At 67.0% G+C, this 20,090-nt stretch carries 18 protein-coding genes (1 of these 18 cut by a window edge); 7 read left to right on the forward strand and 11 right to left on the reverse strand.

Annotated features, from left to right (window positions below; genetic code table 11):
* The 5 genes from G4D77_RS06375 to cysS all read right to left on the reverse strand — a co-directional run.
* Positions 1-845 carry the 5' portion of an aspartate kinase gene (locus G4D77_RS06375; protein WP_016450530.1) on the reverse strand. The gene continues 421 nt to the left of window position 1, outside the view, so only the first 845 of its 1,266 coding nucleotides appear in the window; its start codon is at positions 843-845; the stop codon falls past the left edge of the window.
* Between the two features lie 176 nt (positions 846-1,021).
* The gene (gene tilS, locus G4D77_RS06380) at positions 1,022-2,053 is read right to left on the reverse strand and encodes a tRNA lysidine(34) synthetase TilS (protein WP_047325716.1); all 1,032 of its coding nucleotides are present in this window, start codon (positions 2,051-2,053) and stop codon (positions 1,022-1,024) included.
* 109 nt (positions 2,054-2,162) lie between these two features.
* Positions 2,163-3,140 (reverse strand): acetyl-CoA carboxylase carboxyltransferase subunit alpha, encoded by a 978-nt coding sequence (locus G4D77_RS06385; protein ID WP_016450532.1) that lies wholly within the window; start codon positions 3,138-3,140, stop codon positions 2,163-2,165.
* 83 nt (positions 3,141-3,223) lie between these two features.
* Positions 3,224-4,033 (reverse strand): DNA-3-methyladenine glycosylase family protein, encoded by an 810-nt coding sequence (locus tag G4D77_RS06390; protein ID WP_016453875.1) that lies wholly within the window; start codon positions 4,031-4,033, stop codon positions 3,224-3,226.
* 49 nt (positions 4,034-4,082) lie between these two features.
* Complete coding sequence (gene cysS, locus G4D77_RS06395; RefSeq protein WP_047325717.1) at positions 4,083-5,468, reverse strand: cysteine--tRNA ligase; 1,386 nt, start codon at positions 5,466-5,468, stop codon at positions 4,083-4,085.
* Positions 5,469-5,672: 204 nt separating this feature from the next.
* Here cysS and G4D77_RS06400 point away from each other — a divergent pair, with 204 nt between their 5' ends.
* The 5 genes from G4D77_RS06400 to G4D77_RS06420 all read left to right on the forward strand — a co-directional run bounded on the left by G4D77_RS06400 (position 5,673) and on the right by G4D77_RS06420 (position 9,404).
* On the forward strand, positions 5,673-6,206 hold the full coding sequence (locus G4D77_RS06400) for a tetratricopeptide repeat protein (protein ID WP_016450535.1): 534 nt from the start codon (positions 5,673-5,675) through the stop codon (positions 6,204-6,206).
* A gap of 147 nt (positions 6,207-6,353) precedes the next feature.
* Positions 6,354-6,941, forward strand: coding sequence for a peptidylprolyl isomerase (locus G4D77_RS06405; RefSeq protein ID WP_047325718.1), 588 nt, complete (start codon positions 6,354-6,356; stop codon positions 6,939-6,941).
* 57 nt (positions 6,942-6,998) lie between these two features.
* Positions 6,999-7,505, forward strand: coding sequence for a peptidylprolyl isomerase (locus G4D77_RS06410; RefSeq protein WP_016450537.1), 507 nt, complete (start codon positions 6,999-7,001; stop codon positions 7,503-7,505).
* Between the two features lie 157 nt (positions 7,506-7,662).
* Positions 7,663-8,538, forward strand: a complete 876-nt coding sequence (locus G4D77_RS06415; RefSeq protein WP_016453877.1) for a UDP-2,3-diacylglucosamine diphosphatase — start codon at positions 7,663-7,665, stop codon at positions 8,536-8,538.
* Positions 8,535-9,404 carry a M90 family metallopeptidase gene (locus G4D77_RS06420; protein ID WP_016450539.1) on the forward strand — a complete coding sequence of 290 codons (870 nt, stop codon included), beginning with the start codon at positions 8,535-8,537 and terminating at the stop codon, positions 9,402-9,404. Before G4D77_RS06415 ends, G4D77_RS06420 begins: the two co-directional genes overlap by 4 nt.
* Here the strand turns inward: G4D77_RS06420 and G4D77_RS06425 are convergent.
* Complete coding sequence (locus G4D77_RS06425) at positions 9,395-10,363, reverse strand: LysR family transcriptional regulator (RefSeq protein WP_154834846.1); 969 nt, start codon at positions 10,361-10,363, stop codon at positions 9,395-9,397. The genes G4D77_RS06420 and G4D77_RS06425 overlap by 10 nt on opposite strands.
* A 66-nt stretch (positions 10,364-10,429) precedes the next feature.
* Between G4D77_RS06425 and G4D77_RS06430 the strand changes: the two genes are divergently transcribed.
* Entirely contained in the window at positions 10,430-11,245 is an 816-nt protein-coding gene (locus G4D77_RS06430; protein ID WP_154834847.1) for a sulfite exporter TauE/SafE family protein, read from the forward strand.
* A gap of 241 nt (positions 11,246-11,486) precedes the next feature.
* On the opposite strand, the gene G4D77_RS06435 is transcribed toward G4D77_RS06430, so the two are convergent.
* Both G4D77_RS06435 and mdeB read right to left on the reverse strand, forming a co-directional pair.
* Positions 11,487-13,667: a c-type cytochrome gene (locus tag G4D77_RS06435; protein WP_213757931.1), complete on the reverse strand. Its 2,181-nt coding sequence runs from the start codon at positions 13,665-13,667 to the stop codon at positions 11,487-11,489.
* A 324-nt stretch (positions 13,668-13,991) separates the two neighbouring features.
* On the reverse strand, positions 13,992-16,622 hold the full coding sequence (gene mdeB / locus G4D77_RS06440) for an alpha-ketoglutarate dehydrogenase (protein WP_154834849.1): 2,631 nt from the start codon (positions 16,620-16,622) through the stop codon (positions 13,992-13,994).
* Positions 16,623-16,726: 104 nt separating this feature from the next.
* On the opposite strand from mdeB, the gene G4D77_RS06445 reads away from it, so the two are divergent.
* Positions 16,727-17,197: an Lrp/AsnC family transcriptional regulator gene (locus G4D77_RS06445; protein ID WP_012204416.1), complete on the forward strand. Its 471-nt coding sequence runs from the start codon at positions 16,727-16,729 to the stop codon at positions 17,195-17,197.
* An 18-nt stretch (positions 17,198-17,215) separates the two neighbouring features.
* Here G4D77_RS06445 and G4D77_RS06450 read toward each other — a convergent pair whose 3' ends face one another.
* The 3 genes from G4D77_RS06450 to G4D77_RS06460 all read right to left on the reverse strand — a co-directional run bounded on the left by G4D77_RS06450 (position 17,216) and on the right by G4D77_RS06460 (position 20,058).
* A complete protein-coding gene (locus G4D77_RS06450) occupies positions 17,216-18,127 on the reverse strand; it encodes a DUF3014 domain-containing protein (RefSeq protein ID WP_047219662.1) in 912 nt (303 codons plus the stop codon).
* A 222-nt stretch (positions 18,128-18,349) separates the two neighbouring features.
* Positions 18,350-19,015 carry an alpha/beta hydrolase gene (locus G4D77_RS06455; RefSeq protein WP_016450545.1) on the reverse strand — a complete coding sequence of 222 codons (666 nt, stop codon included), beginning with the start codon at positions 19,013-19,015 and terminating at the stop codon, positions 18,350-18,352.
* A gap of 95 nt (positions 19,016-19,110) precedes the next feature.
* Positions 19,111-20,058, reverse strand: coding sequence for a dioxygenase family protein (locus tag G4D77_RS06460; RefSeq protein WP_154834850.1), 948 nt, complete (start codon positions 20,056-20,058; stop codon positions 19,111-19,113).
* Positions 20,059-20,090 lie beyond the last annotated feature (32 nt).

Here is a 20,090-nt window from a genome sequence, read left to right on the forward strand (position 1 = left end):
CCGAGAACGGAGATCTTGGCTTCGCCGCGGTTGAATGCGATGCCGGATACGACGGCCTTTTCCATTTTTTCGTCTTCCTCAAAAGTAATCAGCGTGCCGGAGGTGGACTCTTCCTCCAGGTCGATGTCCCAGGGCGTGAAGCTGGAGAGCACACGCATGGGCACCTTGTACTTGCCGGCAAATTCCACGGAGCGGATTTGCAGCACCTTGGAGCCGAGGCTGGCCATCTCCAGCATTTCCTCGAAGCTCACGGTGTTCAGGCGCTTGGCGGCCTGCACCACGCGCGGGTCGGTGGTGTAGACGCCGTCCACGTCGGTGTAGATCAGGCATTCGGCCGCCTTCAGCGCCGCAGCCACGGCCACAGCCGAGGTGTCGGAGCCGCCACGGCCGAGCGTGGTGACGTGACCGTTGGGATCAATACCCTGGAAGCCGGTGATGATGACCACGCGGCCAGCGTCGAGTTCGGCGCGAACGCGCTTGTCATCGATGGACTCGATGCGCGCCTTGGTGAAGCTGCTGTCCGTGCGCACGGGAACCTGCCAGCCCGAGAAGCTGATGGCTTCCAGGCCTTCGGCCTGCAGCGCAATGGCCAGCAGTGCCGACGACGCCTGCTCGCCCGTGGAGGCGAGCATGTCGAGTTCACGGTAGTACGCCGTTTTGGCCGAGCTGGGAGCCAGCTCGCTGGCCAGGCCCAGCAGACGGTTGGTTTCGCCACTCATGGCGCTGGGGACGACCACCATCTGGTGACCGGCCCTAGCCCACTTGGCCACGCGCTTGGCAACGTTGCGGATGCGCTCTGTCGAGCCCATCGAGGTGCCGCCGTATTTATGAACGATCAGTGCCATTGGATATCAGGGTGACGAAACTGCTAGGCACGGCGCTGTACGACAGGGGGTGCTTGTGCAAGCCAGGTGCTCAAGAGGACTGCGCATGTAGCGAAATGTCCGTCCAGACCCGTCTTGCGCAAGCCATTTGGTTTTGGCGCGCCGCCGGTTTTCGTGCAAAGTTGGACCAAAACCTGTCAATTGTACCAATCGAGCACTGACCCCAGGCGCCGCACAAAACCCCTGCCCATCTTGAGATGGATGCGGTGGCCTCGCGTACGGCAAACGCCGACCTGCGCGAGCAGTTGATCGAGCTGCGCGGCGCTCGGGGTGGTGGCATGCACGCTGCGCAGCCAGTGGCGCAGCACATTGGCCTGGCGCGCTGGGCTCAGCGCCTGCAATGCGGCGATGCGGGGCGGGTTGCCCACCGCACCCAGGTCGGCCTGGGCCATCTCCTGCAGGAGCTCGGCCGCTTCGGCGCAATGCCGGCTGCTGCGCGCAAAGGTGGCGCGAAACTGGGGGAAGGCCTGGTGCAACGCCGGCAGCAACTGGGCGCGGATGCGATTGCGGGTGTAGCGGGCATCGGCATTGGAAGGGTCTTCCACCCACTCCTGGCCGCGCGCAGCAAGCCAGTCCCGCAATACCTGGCCAGGCAGATCAAGCAGCGGTCGATACCACGCAAGTCCCGCCCTGCTCCACTGCGCCGGCATGGCGGCCAGCCCCGCAACGCCGGCGCCGCGCGACAGCGCCAGCAGCAGCGTCTCGACCTGGTCGTCGGCATGCTGCGCCAGAGCCAGGCTGCGAACGGCAGGCATGGGCACACCGCCCTGCGCAGGCCAGGGCTCGTTGGCCGCCTTGATCAACGTGGCGTAGCGCAACTGACGCGCCGCATCCTCAGGGCTTTGGCCCGGCGCGTGGCGCGCATCCACGCGGCAGATCTTCAAGGGGACGGCATGCTGCGCACAGGTTTTTTCACACTGGAGCACAAAGGCATCGGCGGCCGACTGCAAACCGTGGTGCACATGGATGGCGACGACCTGGCCCGGCCAGCGCTCGGCGCAGGCCAGCAGCAACGCAGTGGAGTCCGCTCCGCCGCTGAAGGCAACGGCCAGCGGCAGCGGTGGCGCAAAGCGCTGGATGGCAGCACCCAAGGCGGCGCCTGACGCGACGTCTGACGCGGCGTCTGGCGAGGTGTCCGGCAGGTTCTGCGGCAGGTCGGTGATCGGCATTTCCACAGGCTTGGATCATGTATGTCAGGACTCAGGCCGAGTCCCGGCACAAAAAGAAAACGGCTCCCACAGGGGAGCCGTTCAGTGTGCCAGAGCGTGGCGCCGTCCTTCAGCGATTGTCTGCCTTGGTGTCGGCGAAACGGCCGTAGCTTTGCAGGCGCTCGTAGCGGCGGTCCTGCAGTTCCTTGGGCTTGAGGTCGGCCAGCTGGCGGTAGGCATCGCCCAGCGCACGCTTGAGGAAGGCGGCCATTTGCTTGGGGTCGCGGTGGGCGCCGCCCACGGGCTCGTTGACGATCTTGTCCACCAGGCCCAGGGCCTTGAGGCGGTGGGCCGTGATGCCCATGGCATCGGCCGCGTCCTGGGCCTTCTCGCCGGTCTTCCAGAGGATGGAGGCGCAGCCTTCCGGGCTGATCACGGAGTAGACGGCGTATTGCAGCATCAGCACCTGGTCGGCAACGGCAATGGCCAGTGCGCCGCCCGAGCCGCCTTCACCGATGACGGTGGTGATGATGGGGGTCTGCAGCTGTGCCATTTCGTAGATGTTGCGGCCGATGGCTTCGGACTGGCCGCGCTCCTCGGCCTCGATGCCGGGGAAAGCGCCGGGCGTGTCCACGAAGGTGAAGACCGGCAGGCCGAACTTCTCGGCCGTCTTCATGAGACGCAGGGCCTTGCGGTAGCCCTCGGGGCGCGTCATGCCGAAGTTGCGCAGCGTGCGCTCCTTGGTGTCGCGGCCCTTCTGGTGGCCGATGACCATGCAGGACATGCCATTGAAGCGCGCCAGCCCGCCCACGATGGACTGGTCGTCGGCAAAGTGCCGGTCCCCGTGCATCTCGATGAAGTCGGTGAAGCAGTCGCGCACATAGTCCAGCGTGTAGGGGCGCTCGGTATGGCGCGCGATCTTGGTGATCTGCCAGGGCGAGAGGTCGCTGTAGATGTCCTTGGTCAGCTGCAGGCTCTTTTTGCTGAGCTGCTCGATCTCTTCCGAGATGTCGACTGCGCTTTCGGTCTGCACGTAGCGCAGTTCCTCGATTTTGGATTCGAGCTCGGCGATGGGCTGCTCAAAATCCAGAAAGTTCTTTTTCGCCAACTTGTTTCTCCTTGTCCCAGCCAGGCACGGTGCATGCGTTCCGACCGGAAAACGGGGGTTGATCGGGTGTGATCGGTTTGTCTTCAGGCGGCAGGCTGCGTCTCGAGCGAGCGCCAAATATACCAAGTCGCCACGGTGCACCACGGCTTCCAGGCCTCGGCAACCTCGCGCGCCTCGCTGCGGCTGACGGGGTCGCCTGAAAAATAGTTCTGGCTGATGCCCGAGATCAGGCCTGCATCGTCCAGCGGCAGCACATTGGGCCGCTGCAGGTAGAAGATGAGGAACATCTCGGCCGTCCACCGGCCCACGCCGCGGATGGACATGAGCTCGGCCACGATGGCTTCGTCGCTCATGCCCTGCCAGTCGTCCTGGTGCAGGCGGTGCTCGGTGAAATGCATGGCCAGGTCCACCAGGTAGTCCACCTTGCGGGCGGACAGGCCCACGGCGCGCATGTCATCCACCTTGAGCTTGAGCACCAGGTCAGGCGTCATCCGCGCAGGCAGGCGTGCGAACTTGTTCCACAGCGTCTGCGCGGCCTTCATCGAGATCTGCTGGCCCACGATGGAGCGCGCCAGCGTGGCAAAGGCATCGCCACCGGGCTGCAGGGCCAGGTGGGCAAAGCGCGGGATCAGGCGCTTCATCACGCGGTCGCGGCGCACGAGCTGGCGGCAGGCCTCGGCCCAGTAGGCAGGCGCGCCTTCGGGCGGCGCGGGCAGCGATATCTTGGCCTTGGGCGTGGCGGCAGCGGCCGCTGCGGCGGCAGGCGGCGAGCCTGCGCGCGCGCCCAGCGTCACCACCGGCAGCGGGGCCGGTTGCTGTTCGGGCACGGGCAGATCGGCCACCAGCGGCAACTGCTCGAAATCCATGGTGTCCAGGGGTTTGGCGGAGGCCATCAAAGCACCTCCCCGCACCTGGCGCGGCACATCTGGCAAGGCATACGGATCAGCCCTTGGCGGCTGCCTCCCAGGTCGTGCCTGCAGGGGAGTCCTTGAGCACGATGCCCTGCTCCAGCAGGGCCTTGCGGATGCGGTCGGCCTCGGCCCAGTCCTTGGCCGCCTTGGCAGCTGCGCGTGCGGCAATCTGCGCCTCGATGGCGGCGGCATCCACATCTGCCGCTCCTGCCTGCAGGAAGGCCTGGGGGTCGCCCTGCAGCAAGCCCAGGCATCCGGCCAGGGCCTTGAGCAGGCCCGCCGTCTCGGCGCTCTTGCTGCGATTGACTTCTGCAGCCAGCTCGAACAGCACGGCCACGGCCTCGGGCGTGCCGAAGTCCTCGTCCATGGCCGCCTTGAAGCGCGCGGCAGCGGGATGGCTCCAGTCGATGGCGACCTCGGCAGGGGCCACCAGGCTCAGCGCCGTGTACAGGCGCTTGAGCGCGCCGCGCGCATCGTTCAGATGCACGTCGCTGTAGTTCAGCGGGCTGCGGTAGTGGCTGCGCACGACGAAGAAGCGAACGGTCTCTGCGTCGTACTCCTTGAGCACGTCGCGGATGGTGAAAAAGTTGCCCAGCGACTTGGACATCTTCTCGTTGTCCACGTTGATGAAGCCGTTGTGCATCCAGACCTGCGAGAACGGCTTGCCGGTCGCGCCTTCGCTCTGGGCAATCTCGTTTTCGTGGTGCGGGAACTGCAGATCGGCACCGCCACCGTGGATGTCGAAGCTCTCGCCCAGCATCTCGCAGCCCATGGCCGAGCACTCGATGTGCCAGCCCGGCCGGCCCGCGCCCCAGGGGCTGGCCCACTTGACCTCGTCGGGCTCGCTGGGCTTGGCGCTTTTCCACAGCACGAAGTCCAGCGGGTCCTGCTTGCCGTCCTGCACGGCCACGCGTTCGCCGGCCTGCAATTCGTCCAGCGACTTGCCCGACAGCTTGCCATAGCCGGGGAACTTGCGCACGGCAAAGTTCACGTCGCCATCGCTGCCCTGGTAGGCCAGGCCCTTGTCCTGCAGGCGGCCGATCATGGACAGCATCTGCGGCACGTATTCGGTGGCGCGCGGCTCATGCGTGGGGCGTTCGATGCCCAGGGCGTCGGCGTCCTGGTGCAGCGCGTCGATCATGCGGTCGGTCAGCGAACGAATGGTCTCGCCGTTCTCCACGGCACGACGGATGATCTTGTCGTCGATATCGGTGATGTTGCGCACATAGGTCACGCGATTTCCGCTGGCCCGAAGCCAGCGCTGCACCACGTCGAAAGCGACCATGGAGCGCGCGTGTCCCAGGTGGCACAGGTCGTACACGGTCATGCCGCACACATACATGCGCACATGGCCCGGTTCGATTGGCGAAAACGCTTCCAATGCACGCGACAGCGTGTTGTAGATACGCAAACTCATGGATGTTCATCAGGGGAGAAAGGGCCGCTGCAGGGGGCGCGTCCCACGCGCCGCCGGACCCTTGGCGCCGATGCAGGCATGCTCAGCAGGGAGCAGGAGCGGCAGGCGCAGAGCCCGTGTGACCCAGCACACCCCTCAGCTACAATTCACAGCAGTATAAGCCCGCGCCGCGGGGCGTTTCCCCGAGGCCCCGAAAGCACCTACATGCCTCTACGCAACTCGTTTCGCTCCGCCCTGCGCCTCGCGGCACTGGCGGCCCTGCTCGCAACAGGCCACGCCCACGCCGACGACTATACGGAAGTGAACCAGTTGCTGCGCAACGGCAAAAGCACCCAGGCCCTGGCACGCGCCGAAGCCTATCTTGCCAAGAACGCACGCGACCCCCAGATGCGCTTTCTCAAGGCCGTGGCCCTGACTGACAGTGGCAAGACCGACGAGGCCATCGCCGCGCTGAACCAGCTCATCGAGGACTACCCCGAGCTGCCCGAGCCCTACAACAACCTGGCCGTCATCTACGCAGGCCAGAACCAGCTCGACAAGGCCCGCTCTGCCCTGGAGTCGGCCGTGCGCAACAACCCCAACTACGGCGTTGCCTACGAGAATCTGGGCGACATCCATGCCCGCCTGGCCTACGAGGCCTACGGCAAGGCACAAGGCCTGGACGGCCGTGCTGCCAGCGTGCGGCCCAAGCTCAAGCTGCTGCGCGAATTGCTGGCTCCAGTCACCGGCACCAAATAGAAGACACGGCCCACACGCGCACCCCGGCGCCCAGGCACGGCGGTCTGCACGCCATTTGGGTCTTGCCACGCCTGCGCGCACGCGCAGGAACCTGCCCGGGTTTTCCCACTCCATCCCCCAGCCCTTTGGCTTTCTCAGGAGATTTGCATGACCACACGCCGCATTGCGTCGCTTTCCCTGGCCGGCATGGCCCTGGCCGCTTCCCTTTGCACCACCCTGCCCGCCATGGCGCAGAACGCTACACCCAAGGTGCAGCTCAAGACCAGCATGGGCGACATCGTGCTGGAGCTGAACGAGGCCAAGGCCCCCAAGACCGTGGCCAACTTCATGCAGTACGTGCGCGACAAGCACTATGACGGCACGGTGTTCCACCGCGTGATGGACGGCTTCATGATCCAGGGCGGCGGCATGGACGCCAGCCTCAAGGAAAAGCCCACGCGCGCGCCGATTCCGCTGGAAGCGGACAACGGCCTCAAGAATGACCGGGGCACCATCGCCATGGCGCGCACTGGCAATCCCAACTCGGCCACCTCGCAGTTCTTCATCAACGTGGTGAACAACGACATGCTCAACGCACCCAAGCCTGACGGACACGGCTACGCCGTCTTCGGCCGCGTGGTCCAGGGAATGGATGTGGTGGACAAAATCCGCACGGTGGCCACGGGCAACCAGGGCATGCACCAGAATGTACCCACCAAGCCGGTGACCATCCTCTCGGCCACCGAAGTCAAGTAAACCGCGCGCCGCGCCCAGCGTGGCACGCCCCTGCCCTCCACCCAACAAGGAATCGCCATGAGCAATCCCCAAGTCGAACTCCACATCGCCGACCACGGCGTCATCACCCTCGAACTCGACGCCGCCAAGGCCCCCAAGAGCACCGAGAACTTCCTGGCCTATGTGAACAAGGGCCACTACGACAACACCATCTTCCATCGCATCATCGATGGCTTCATGATCCAGGGCGGCGGCTTCGAGCCCGGCATGAAGCAAAAGGGCACCGATGCGCCCATCGAGAACGAGGCCAAGAACGGCCTGAAGAACGACAAGTACACCATCGCCATGGCCCGTACCGGCGACCCGCACTCGGCCACCGCCCAGTTCTTCATCAACGTGGCCGACAACGGCTTCCTGAACCACACCTCGCCCAGCGCCCAGGGCTGGGGCTATGCCGTGTTCGGCAAGGTGGTCAAGGGCACCGAGATCGTGGACAAGCTGCGCGGCGTGAAGACCGGCCGCAACGGCGGCCACCAGGACGTGCCCAAGGATGACGTGATCATCGAAAAGGCCGTGGCCCTGTAATCAGGCGCCCTTCCGACAAGGCGGCTGCCCCCTTGGCGTGCAGCCGCCCTGTTGTCCATGCACATGGCCCGCCCCTGGCCGTGCCCATGGACAACAGCCCTGCTCCAGAGCCTTCCCCAGCCTTCATGCAGCGCCCTTGCCGGGCGCGCACCCGCCCATGGCCCAGACTGCCGCACCTCGCCCTCCCTGCGTGCCGCCCATTGCGGCCGAATGGACACTGCCCGCGGCCTGGCGCACGCTGGACTTCATCTCCGACCTGCACCTGCAGGCCTGCGAGCCCGCCACCGTGCAGGCCTTTCGCCGCTACCTGCACGCCACGCAGGCCGATGCCGTCTTTCTGCTCGGTGACCTGTTCGAAGTCTGGGTGGGCGACGACGCCTTGCTGGATCCCGGCAGTTTCGAGGCCGATTGCGCCGCCACCCTGCGCGAGGCCGCCGCCCGCAGGCCGCTGTTCTTCATGCAGGGCAACCGCGACTTCCTGACCGGAGCGCAGTTCGATGCGCTGTGCGGCACGACCACGCTGGCCGACCCCACCGTGCTCGACTGCGGCGACCAGCGCATCCTGCTCAGCCATGGCGATGCCCTGTGCCTGGACGATACGGACTACCAGCGCTTTCGCGCCATGGCGCGCTCCGCCGCGTGGCAGGCGGCCTTCCTGGCGCAGCCGCTGCCGCTGCGCCGCGAGCAGGCACGCGGCATCCGGCAGGAGAGCGAATCGCGCAAACGTGAATCGGCCGGAGCGGACGCAGCCGCCCCCTCCGCCAGCCACACCGCCGCCATGCCCACCTATGCCGACCTGGATGCCGAGGCCACGCGCAGCTGGCTGCGCGCCGCACGCGCCGCCACCCTGGTCCACGGCCACACGCACCGCCCGGCCGACCATGAACTGGGCGATGGCCTGCGGCGTGTGGTGCTCAGCGACTGGGATTTGGCAGCCGCCGTGCCGCGCGCCGAAGTGCTGCGCTGGGAGCAGGGCCAGGGCCTGCGGCGCCTGCCGCTGTCCGAAGTACTTGAACAGGCGCCCCAACGATGAGCCTCTGGCGACAACTGGGCCACTGGGTCCGGCGGCTGGGCCGCCGCGCACGCTCCGCCGTCTCGCCGGTGCCTGAGATTCCAGCGCCGCTGTGGCTGTCCACGCTGGCCGCCTACCCCTTTCTTTCCTCGCTGACGCTGGAGGAGCAATCGAAGCTGCGCGCACTGGCCGCCGTCTTCCTGCAGCGCAAGCGCTTCCACGGCGCGCACGGCCTGCAAGTGAGCGACGCCATGGCGCTGGAGATTGCCGCCCAGGCCTGCCTGCCACTGCTGCACTGGGGCGAGCCGCAGGGCGCGCTGTCCTGGTATGACGACTTTGTCGGCATCGTGGTGCACCCGGGCGATGCCGTGGCACGGCGCCAGAGCATGGACGAGGCCGGCGTCATCCACGACTACGACGAAGTGATCATGGGCGAGGCCATGCATGGCGGCCCCGTCATGCTCAGTTGGCAGGCCATCGGCGCAGGCCGCGGGCCGCATGCCAGCCACCACGGTCACGGCGGCCAGGCCGCCAACGTGGTGATCCACGAATTCGCCCACAAGATCGACATGCGCAACGGCGGCGCCGATGGCTGCCCGCCCCTGCCGCCCGGTTTCATGGGCAGCGGCTCCGCGCGCCAGGCCCGCGAGATATGGCAGGCCGCCTGGGCGCCGGCCTACGACGCCTTCCGTGAGCAGATCACCATCGCCGAACGCTTTGGCGGCGAATGGCCTTGGCTGGACGGCTATGGCGCCACGGCGCCCGCCGAATTCTTCGCCGTGGCCTGCGAAGCCTTCTTCGTGGACCGCGCCCGCTTTGCCCTGGAATTCCCCACGCTGGAGCCGCTGCTGGCTGCGCTCTTCAAGCCGGCCACCCGTCACCCCTGATCGGAGCAAACCTCCTTCAGCGCCTGGGCGAACAGGCGCTGCTCCTCGTACTGCCCGCCCGCCTTGCGCTCGAACAGGGTGATGGGTGGCAGGGTCCAGCCGAAACGGTGGCGCACGATGCCCACGCCCGCAATGCGCACCAGTTCCTCGGCAATGTCGGCCGGCACGATGGACACGGCCCGCTCATTGGCCGCCACCAGTTCGCCGATCACCTTGGCCGAGAGCGTTTCCACAAACGGCGGCGGTGGCTCCACGCCCGCGCGCAGAAAAAAGTCGGTGATCTGCTCGCGCATGGGCGTGCGGCGCTGGCCCAGCACCCAGTCAAGCCCCGTGAGTTCGGCCCACTGCAGAGGCCGGCGCCCCAGCCGCGTGGCCAGGCTGCGGTGGGCGATCAGGCGAGGCTCCTGCTCATAAAGCACGCTGTGCCTTATGCCGCTCATGTCCAGCACGGCCGAGGCGCGGCCAATCACGCAGTCCAGCTCATGTGCGCGCAACTTTTGCAGCAGGCGGTCGCTGGTGTCCTCATGCAGCGTGACCGTGATGCGCCGGCCTTGCGGCCGCGTCCTGCCGATGGCCTCGGCCAGCATGCGCGCAGGCAGGAAGGGGATGACACCCACCTGCAGGTGCGCCGCACGCTGCTGCCCCACGGCCTCGATGTCGTGGGCCCAATGGTCCAGGTCGGCCAGCATGCTCCGGGCGCGCGCCAGCACCAGCGCGCCCAGCTCCGTAGGCTCCATGCCACGCGCAGAACGCAGGAACAGCGGCGCGCCGAACAACGACTCCAGCTCGGCCAGGGCCTGGGTCACGGCGGGCTGGCTGGTGGCCATGCGCTCGGCCACGCGGGTCAGCGTGCCCAGCTCGCTGATGGAGCGCAGCAGCAGCAAATGCTTCATCTTCAGGCGCGTGGCCATGCGGTGGGCCAGTTGGGCAGCGGTCGATGCAGTGGGGTGTTGCGGCATGGATTCAGGCGTGGCGCGTCATAAGCAAAACCATATTGAACAATAAAAACAAACGAATTTCTGCTTATGCATGCGTTCCAGAATTCCGGCGTCTTGCACACCCAGAACGAAAGGACCAGGCAGACCATGGATGGCATGTTTTTCATCATCGCGCTAGGCGCGGCGGCGGCCGGATTCGTGCAGGGCCTGTCGGGCTTTGCCTTCGGCATGGTGGCCATGTCGTTCTGGGCCTGGGTGCTGGAGCCGCGCGATGCGGCCGTGCTCACCGTCTTCGGCTCGCTGCTGGGCCAGGTGCTGTCGGCCATCACCGTGCGGCGCGGGTTTGCGCTGGCAAAGCTGCTGCCCTTCATCCTGGGCGGTCTTGCCGGCATACCCCTGGGTGTCTTGCTGCTGCCGCACCTGGACATGGCCTGGTTCAAGGCCTTGCTGGGCGGCATGCTGGTGCTGTGGTGCCCGGTGATGCTGCTGTCGGCCCGCCTGCCCAGGCTGGCGCGCGGCGGCAGTGTGGCAGACGGCGCCGTGGGCCTGGCGGGCGGCGTGATGGGCGGACTGGGCGGCTTCACGGGCACGCTGCCCACGCTGTGGTGCACGCTGCGCGGCTACCCCAAGGATGAGCAGCGCTCGGTCATCCAGAACTTCAACCTGTCCATGCTGGCCGTGACCATGGCCACCTACCTGGGCACCGGCATGGTCGCGCGCAGCATGCTGCCGCTGTTCGCCATCGTGGTGCCGGCCATGCTCATTCCATCGCTGCTGGGCTCCAGGCTGTATATCGGCATCAGCGAGATGCGTTTCCGGCAGATCGTGCTGGGCCTGCTGTGCCTGTCCGGCGTGGCGCTGCTGGCCTCCTCGGTGCCGGTGCTGCTGCAGCGCGCGGGCTGAGCGCCCCGAACGCGCTGCCGGGAAGGCCTGGAGCCAAGCCTGCCGGCTGCAGCAGATGGCCAGGCAACGGCAGCAACACGTGCAGGGGCTGGGCAATGAACTGGCCACCGCCAAGAAGGATCTGCAGCGCGCGCAAGACTGGGCACTGCCCTCGAAAAAAGGCGGGGCAGGAATCGCTCCCTGCCCCGCCTTCAGGCGCCCGCCGCGTGGCGGGAACGCCTTCTTCTCCCTCGATGGCGCATCAGTACCGCGCGTCGGCCGGCTTCTTGTCCTTGGGCCAGTCCTTGTGCTTGTTGGCAAAGTCCGGGCGCGGCTGGTGGCTGAAGTACTCGGCCACGTCCACGGCCTCCTGGTCGCTGAGGCCGCCCTGGCCCAGCGGGAAATTGCCATGGAAGGCGATGGGCATGTTGCGCTTGACGAAGGCCGCTGCCGTATAGGTGCGCGCCATGCCTGCACCGATGTTGAAGGACTGGTCACCCCACAGCGGCGGATAGACCCACTGGCCCTTGGCATTTTTCACGCCCTCGCCCTCGCCGCCATGGCAGACCGCGCACTGGGCCGCATAGATCTTCTTGCCGTTGTCCACGTTGGGCACGATGGACTGGCTGATCTTGCCCACGCCCCGGCCTTCGACCTTGTCCTCGGGCTTGGTTTCGCGGCGCATCCAGTCGAAGTAGGCGACCATGGCCTTGATCTCGTCGGACTCCAGCGGCAGCGGCTTGCCGTTCATGGAGCGCAGGAAGCAGCCATTGATGCGGTCCTCCAGCGTGATGACGCGGCCCGCGCGCGGCGCATAGCCGGGGAAGAAGGCCGAGACACCGATGTAGGGCGAACCATCGGCCACCGTGCCCGCGTTCAGGTGGCAGCTGGCGCAGTTCAGCGCGTTGCCCACATTCCTGGGCAGCAGGTCGCGCGTCTCAATGTTCAGGCGGGCGCCGTAGACCAGTTGCTTCGCATTGGATTCGTCCAGCATGGCGGCCAGGCGCGGCGTCTCGAAGGGGCGTGCGCTTTCGCCCTTGGCATCGAGCTGCTTGCGCATGGATTGCACCTCCCTGGCATGGATCTCGCGCGCATCGGCACGGCCCCAGCTCCTGCGGGCGAAGTTGAGGATGTCGGCGATCTCCGCATCCTTGAGCTGCGCGAAGGCCGGCATGGTCAGCGGCCGGGCGTGGCTTTGCGTGACCGGCGCCTTCCAGCCCGCCAGCATCAGATGGATCAGCGTGGACGGGTCCTGCGACTGCAGCGAAAAATTGCCGGCCAGTGGCGGGAACACGTCCTTCACGCCGCCGCCATCGGCACGGTGGCAGTCGGCGCAGAACTGCAGATAGCCCAGACCGCCCCGGCTGGCGTAGAGATCGGCAGGCACGTCGGAAGACACTGCCGAGGCGGCGGACGGCGCATGCACGGAAGCCTGCGACGCCGGATGCGGGGCGATGACCGGCCCCGGCCCCTGGGCCACCTGCATGGGCAGGTCGTTCTTGCCTGCGGGCAGCGACTTCAGATAGATGCCGATGGCCAACAGGTCCTCGTCACTCATGTACTGGGTGCTGTGCTGGACCACATCGACCATGTTGCCGGAGACCGTGCCGTGGCTGTTGCGCCCGGTCTTGAGCAACTGGGCGGTCTCCTCGGGTGTCCACAGGTCGCGCAGGCTCAGTGCGCGCCAGTTCTCCACGGTCTCGCCGGCCAGGAAGTACTCGCCCTTGCGGCCCTCGCCGGTCATGGTCTTTTCCTGGAAGCCCACGCCGCGCGGCGTATGGCAGGCGCCGCAGTGGCCCAGGCCCTGCACCAGGTAGGCGCCCCGGTTCCACTGGGCAGTTTGCTGCGGTTGGGGCTGGAAGGGCGCGTCATCCAGAAACACCCAGTTCCAAAGCGCCAGGCCCCAGCGCTGGTTGAAGGGAAAGCCCAGGTCGAACTCCTTGTTGGCCGCCTTCACGGGCGCCACGCCCTGCATCAGATAGGCGTACAGGGCCTGCATGTCCTCGGCCGTCATCTTGGCGTAGGAGGGATAGGGCATGGCCGGGTACATGTTGCGGCCATCGGCTGCCACGCCCTTGCGCATGGCGCGGTCGAACTGCTCGAAGCTGTATTTGCCCATGCCCGTATCGGCGTCGGGCGAGATATTGGTGGAATAGATCTTGCCGAATGGCGTCTCCAGCGCCAGGCCACCGCCCATGGGCTGTGTTTTATTTCCGGTATGGCAGGCCACGCAATCACCGAGTCGCGCGATATAACGGCCACGGTCTACCAGGGTTCTTTGCTCGGCGGTCAGGTCCGCCGCATAGTCGGCGGGCAGGTCATCGATGATCTGCGGCATTTGCGCATGATCCACCTCGGGCGCCGGCGCCGAGATGGCGAGCTGCCATGCGGCAGCCGACAGCACGGCCACGCACAGCAGGCCTTGCTTGAGCGAGAGTTTCATCGTCTTCTATCCCGTGAAATAAATTGTTATTGAAAGAGAAAATCGGATATTGACGAGATATTCCACCCAACGCATGCAACCATTGCAGCAAATATCAATCTCTTTGCGCAATATCTTCTTATATATACAAATTCTAGTGGAATCACCCTATTTTTTGATGCAAGCCGACGAAAAAGATAAGCCACTTGCGCATTTAACGCGGGCTTAATCCATCCACAGGAAAAGTGGCGGCGCAAATGGGGGCGCAGCAATGCAAAGCGGCCCCGCGAAGGGGCCGCCATGTGTACATCCCGGGGATGCCCCGGGTGCGTGGACAGGCTCGGCTCAACCCGCGTGGATCATCCGGCGCGCGGCCTGCGCCACGCTGTGTGCATCCACCCCAAAGTAGCCGCGCAGCGCCGCACGCGTGTCGCTGCGGCCGAAGCCGTCCGTGCCTAGCGTGAGGAAACGGCGGCCTGCGGGCAGGAAGGCGCGCACGGTCTCGGGCACCGCGCGCACATAGTCGGTGGCGGCAATCACCGGGCCCTGCGTACCTTGCAGCAGCTGCGCGATCCAGGGCTGGCCAGGTGCCTCGCCCGCCAGCATGCGCTGCTCGCAGGCCACGCCATCGCGCGCCAGCTCGCTCCAGCTGGTCACGCTGACCACGGTGGCGGCCATGCCCTCGCTGGCCAATTGCTCGGCGGCCTTGAGCACTTCGGTGAGGATGGCGCCCGATCCCAGCAAGGTGACATGCTGCGTGGCACGGTCCGCATCGCCAAAGCGGCTGAACACATAGGCGCCGCGCAGCACGCCTTCGGCAGCGCCTGCGGGCAGGTCGGGCTGGGCATAGTTCTCGTTCATCAGCGTGACGTAGTAGAAGACATCGCGCTGCTCGACCAGCATCTCGCGCATGCCGGCGTCCAGGATCACGGCGAGTTCGCCGGCATGCGCAGGGTCCCAGGCCTTGCAGTTGGGAATGGTGGCCGCCACCAGATGGCTGGAGCCGTCCTGGTGCTGCAGGCCTTCTCCGCCCAGCGTGGTGCGGCCCGAGGTGGCGCCCAGCAAAAAGCCGCGCGCCCGCTGGTCGGCCGCGGCCCAGATGGCGTCGCCCACGCGCTGGAAGCCGAACATGGAGTAGTAGATGTAGAACGGAAGCATGGCCAGGCCGTGCACGCTGTAGCTGGTGGCCGCCGCCGTCCAGCTGGCGACGGCGCCGGCCTCGCTGATGCCCTCCTCCAGGATCTGGCCGTCCAGCGCCTCGCGGTAGGACAGCACCGAGCCGATGTCCTCGGGCGCGTAGCGCTGGCCCAGGCTGCTGTAGATGCCCACCTGCTTGAACAGGTTGGCCATGCCGAAGGTGCGCGCCTCGTCGGCCACGATGGGCACGATGCGCGGACCCAGCTGCGCATCCTTGAGCAGGCTGCCCAGCATGCGCACAAAGGCCATGGTGGTGCTCATTTCCTTGCCGGCAGGCGCCAACGCGAACTGGGCGTATTGCTCCAGCGCTGGAACGGGCACGCGGTCGCACACCGTTTCGCGGCGCGGCAGTGCGCCGCCCAGGGCCGTTCGGCGCTCGCGCAGGTACTGCATCTCGGCACTGTCATCGGCAGGCTTGTGGAAGGCCAGGCCCTTGGCCTGCTCGTCACTGAGCGGCAGGTTGAAGCGGTTGCGGAACTCGATCAGGTCGGTCTCGTCCAGCTTCTTCTGGCTGTGCGTGGTCATCTTGCCCTGCCCGGCCGAGCCCATGCCGTAGCCCTTCTTGGTATGGGCCAGGATCACCGTGGGCTGGCCGCGATGGGCGGCAGCCGCTGCATAGGCCGCATGGATCTTCACCAGATCATGGCCGCCGCGCTTCAAGCGGTCGATCTGCTCGTCCGTCAGGCCCTGGGCCAGGGCGGCGAGCTCGGGGTTCTGTCCAAAGAAATGCTCGCGGTTGTAGCGGCCGTCCTTGGCGGCGAAGGTCTGCATCTGCCCGTCCACCGTGCCGCCCAACGTGCGTGCCAGGGTGCCGGTGAGGTCGCGCGCAAACAACCCGTCCCAGTCGCTGCCCCACAGCAGCTTGACCACGTTCCAGCCCGCGCCGGCAAACAGCCGCTCCAGTTCATCGACGATGCGGCCGTTGCCGCGCACCGGGCCGTCCAGGCGCTGCAGATTGCAGTTGACCACCCACACCAGGTTGTCCAGCCCCTCGCGCGCGGCCAGCGTGAGGGCACTCATGCTTTCGGGCTCGTCCATCTCGCCGTCGCCGAACACGCCCCAGACCTTGCGCTCCTGGCAGTCCAGCAGGCGGCGGTGCGTGAGATAGCGCATGAAGCGCGCGTGGTAGATGCTGCTGATGGGGCCTATGCCCATGGAGCCCGTCGGGAACTGCCAGAAATCGGGCATCAGCCAGGGATGGGGATAGCTGGACAGGCCTTGCGCCCCAGCGGCCGGCGCGCTGATCTCCTGGCGATAGTGCTGCAGGTCCTGCTCGCTCAGCCGCCCTTCCAGGAAGGCGCGCGCATACACGCCGGGGGCGCTGTGCGGCTGGAAGAACACCAGGTCGCCTCGGTGCTGGCCCGGCGCCAGCCCCTCCCGGGCATGGAAGAAATGGTTGAACCCGGTCTCGAACAGGTCGGCCGCGCTGGCGTAGCTGGCGATGTGCCCGCCCAGCTCGCCATAGGCCTGGTTGGCGCGCACCACCATGGCCAGCGCATTCCAGCGCATGATGGACGCCAGCCGCTCCTCCATGGCCAGGTCGCCCGGAAACACCGGCTGCTGCTGCGCGGCCACGGTGTTCACATAGGGCGTATTCAGGTCGGGCTGCCAGCCCAGGCGCTGCTCGCGCGCCATGCGCGCCAGCTCTTCGAGCACGAAGCGCGCGCGCTGCGGCCCCTCGGCGGCGACCAGGGCCGCGAAGGCCTCCCGCCATTCGGTGGTTTCCTGGGGATCGGTATCGATATCGGCCAGCGTGGCCAGCGGCGTGGGTGCGTTCATGCCCGCCACTTTAGGACTGGCGGACCGGCATGAGCAGCCGTTCATGGATAAGGGAAACGCCATATTCCAGCATTTCATGCCGGTATCTACATAAAATCCGGCACATGAAACTGGACACCATCGACTTGCGCATTCTGGCCGAGTTGCAAACGGACGGCTCGCTGTCCAACGTGGAACTGGCGCGCCGCGTGCATCTGTCACCCTCGCCATGCCTGGCGCGCGTCAAGGCACTGGAGAAGGCGGGCGTGATCGCGCGCTATGTGGCGCTGGCCAATGCGTCGGCCCTGGGGCTGGGGCTGAACGTGTTCATCAACATCAGCCTCAAGTCCCAGGCCAAGGAATCGCTGGCCGACTTCGAGCGCCGCATTGCCGAGCACGACGAAGTCATGGAGTGCTACCTGATGAGCGGCGACGCCGACTACCTGATCCGCGTGGCCCTGGCCGACATCGGTGCGCTGGAGCGCTTCATCGTGGAGCAGCTCACGCCGATTCCGGGCATAGAGAAGATCCGCTCCAGCTTCACCCTCAAGCAGGTGCGGTACAAGACCGCCCTGCCCCTGCCGGCCGCAGGCTGAGGCGGATGGAGACTGGCCTCAGCCCGCAGGCTTGGCCATCTCGCCGGTGGCGATGCGGCGGCGCAGCTCGCCCAGCACGGCCTTGAGGCGGCGCTCGTTGTCCAGCCCCACGCGCACCAGCATCTTCTGGCCGCTGGACAGGGCCTGCAGCTCCGGGTCGGCGTATTCGTAGCGTACCCAGGGCTGGACGGAGGGCACCTCGCCCTCCACCTTGGTCAGCCTGACCTGCACCGGGCCCGCGGGCTCGGGCGCGGCGCGCAGATGGTCTATGACGGCAATGAGACGATCGTTGAAATAGCGGCTGGGATAGCCCAGGTCTTCATAGGCGGTCTGGAACAGGGGATACAGCCGGGCATAGAGCTTGACGGCCCCGTCCATGGGAATGGACTCGGCGAAGGCCACGAAGGCCTTGTAGCGTGCGGCGTTGGCGGGGGAGATGGCCTGTGCCTCCCCGGCCTCCGCGGCGCCCTCCACCGTGAAACGCTGCGGCGCGGGGTGCACGGGCCAAAGCCGTGCTGGGGCCTGGGAGCGGGTCAGGTTGTCCACGGTGGCCACGGCGCGGCGCACAAAACCGTCCATCTGCAGAAAGCTGCCTGCCTTGTCACGGCCCAGCAGGCCGTTGAGGGCCTGGGCGACATGGGCGTCGGAGTCCTGCAGCGCGGGCAGGCCGGGCGCGGGTGGCTCCAGCGCATCGACAGGGTTCTGGGGCTCGGTCAGCTCGGGCGCGGGGACGGGTTCAGGCTCGGCAGGCTGGGCGGGCGCCTCTGCCACTTCGGGCGGCGCCTCGGGCACGTCGGCGGGACGCCACCAGTACCACCAGGCTGCGCCCCCCACGGCGGCAGCCGCCAGTACCGCTGCGGCGATGCCGAAAGCCGATGGGCCGGAGGATCTGGCGCGGGGGCGGAAGTCTTGGGGGTCGCGTTCTGGCATGGAGGGGTCCTTTGGCTTGGGCAGGGGGCTGGCAGCACAGTTGCCGCAGGACGTGCGACAGCAAAGCACAACCGGGGTTCCCGGGCTTTCCTGACACCAGCCCCTGACTGGTGTTTATAAGCCGCCCCGCTGCCCGCGCAGGCCCTTGTGCGCGCCAGGCAACAAGGCGTTACCCGGCTTACGCGGCCAGCCTGCGCACAAGAAGGGGGCGGTGCAGCAGGCTCAGCCCTGCGTGCCCAGATCCTGGAGCCAGGCCATGGCGGCCTGCAGCTCGTCGGGGCGGATCTCATGCATGCTCGGGTATTCATGGTAGCTCAGTTGCAGCGGCAGGCGCTGCACGTGGCTGCGAATGGCGTGGGCGCTGGTCAGCGGAATGACGTTGTCGTAGGTGCCGTGGCTGACCCAGAGCGACTTGCCGTCGAAGGCCGCGTCAGGGGCCTGGTGCGGCAAGGCCTCGGGCAGCAGGCGGCTGTGCCAGCACATGGCGGCGCGCAGCAGCGCGGGCTGGGTCAGCAGAAGGCTGAGCGCCATGATGCCGCCCTGGCTGAAGCCGCCCGCCACGGTACGCTGGGCAGGAATGCCCAGCCGCGCGCCGGCCTGCTGCACGGTCTGGGCCACCAGGGCGCGGCTGTGCTCTTCCTGCGATGCGTGGATGTGGCGCGTGCCGTTGGCATCCACCGTGAACTGGAACCAGGCATGGGCACTGGGCCCCATGGAAAACGGGGCACGCAGGCTGAGCACGTGGAACTGCGGCGGCACGAACGATGCGAGGCCGAACAGGTCCTGTTCATTGCTGCCAACGCCATGCATGAGCACCAGCAGCCAGGGCTGCTGCCCCGGTGCGGGTTGTGCGGGGCGCTCCAGCGCCAGCAGGGGCAGGTCGATCATCACGGACTCCTTGGTTTTTAAGCGATTTCCGGGACCGGGGTGGTCCCGGGCAACGCGCCATTGTGGCGCCTCGCCAAGTCCGCGGGGGCAGGAGGTTATGCCGCCTGCGCGTCCTCGAAGGCCATCGCATCCATGGCCAGGATGGAGTACATGACTTCGCGACTCAGATACCGAGGCCGCGCCGTGGCGCCGGCCGCGCCCAGGGCGAAGTACAGCGGCATGAAGTGCTCTTCGCTGGGATGGGCGCGCCGGGCCGAGGGAGCGCGTGCGCGGTAGTCCAGCAGCGCGGGCAGGTCCTGCGCCTGCAGGCGCGACTCGATCCAGCGGCTGAAATCCTGCACGTAGGGCGAGGAGGCGCTGGAGCCGCCGACGGCATGGTCGTCCTGCAGGCCATCCTGGCTGCGCAGGGCCTGCACGGCGTCGTCCACCCGTACCGTGGCCTCGCCCGTGCCGCCCCGGAATTCGGCCAGGTTGTGCGTCATGCTGCCGGAGCCGACGATGAGCACCCCTTCATCGCGCAGCGCCGCCAGGGCCGCGCCCAGCGCATGGGTTTCGGCCGGCCCGGCCGAGGCGGGAAGGGACAGCTGGACCACGGGCAGGTCGGCATCGGGCAGCAAATGCATCAGCGGCACCCAGGCGCCATGGTCAAAGGGCCGCTGCGCGTTGGCGGTGGCGGCAATGCCTGCGGCCTGCAGGCGGTCCATGACTTCCTGCGCCAGCTGGGGCGCGCCGGGGGCCGGGTACTGCAGTTCGTAGAGCGCGGGCGGGAAGCCGCCGAAGTCGTGCCAGGTGGAGGGCGTGGCTCCGGTCATGACTTCCACGCCATGCGACATCCAGTGCGGCGACATGACGACCACGCCGCGCAGCGGGCCGTGGGCCTGGCGCAGCGCCCTGCCCCATCGCGCGAGCACGGGGCCGGTTTCGCCCGGCTCCAGCGCGAACATGGGCGAGCCATGGGAGACGTAGAGCACGGGCAGCCGAGTGCCGGCCGAAGCGGCTATGGAGGAGGCGCCGGAATCGAGGGAAGCGTGGAAATCTTGCATTCCCCTAATGTAGGGACGCAAGCGGGCCGCGC

The organism is Delftia sp. WY8 (assembly GCF_018437695.1).
GTDB lineage: Bacteria > Pseudomonadota > Gammaproteobacteria > Burkholderiales > Burkholderiaceae_C > Comamonas > Comamonas tsuruhatensis.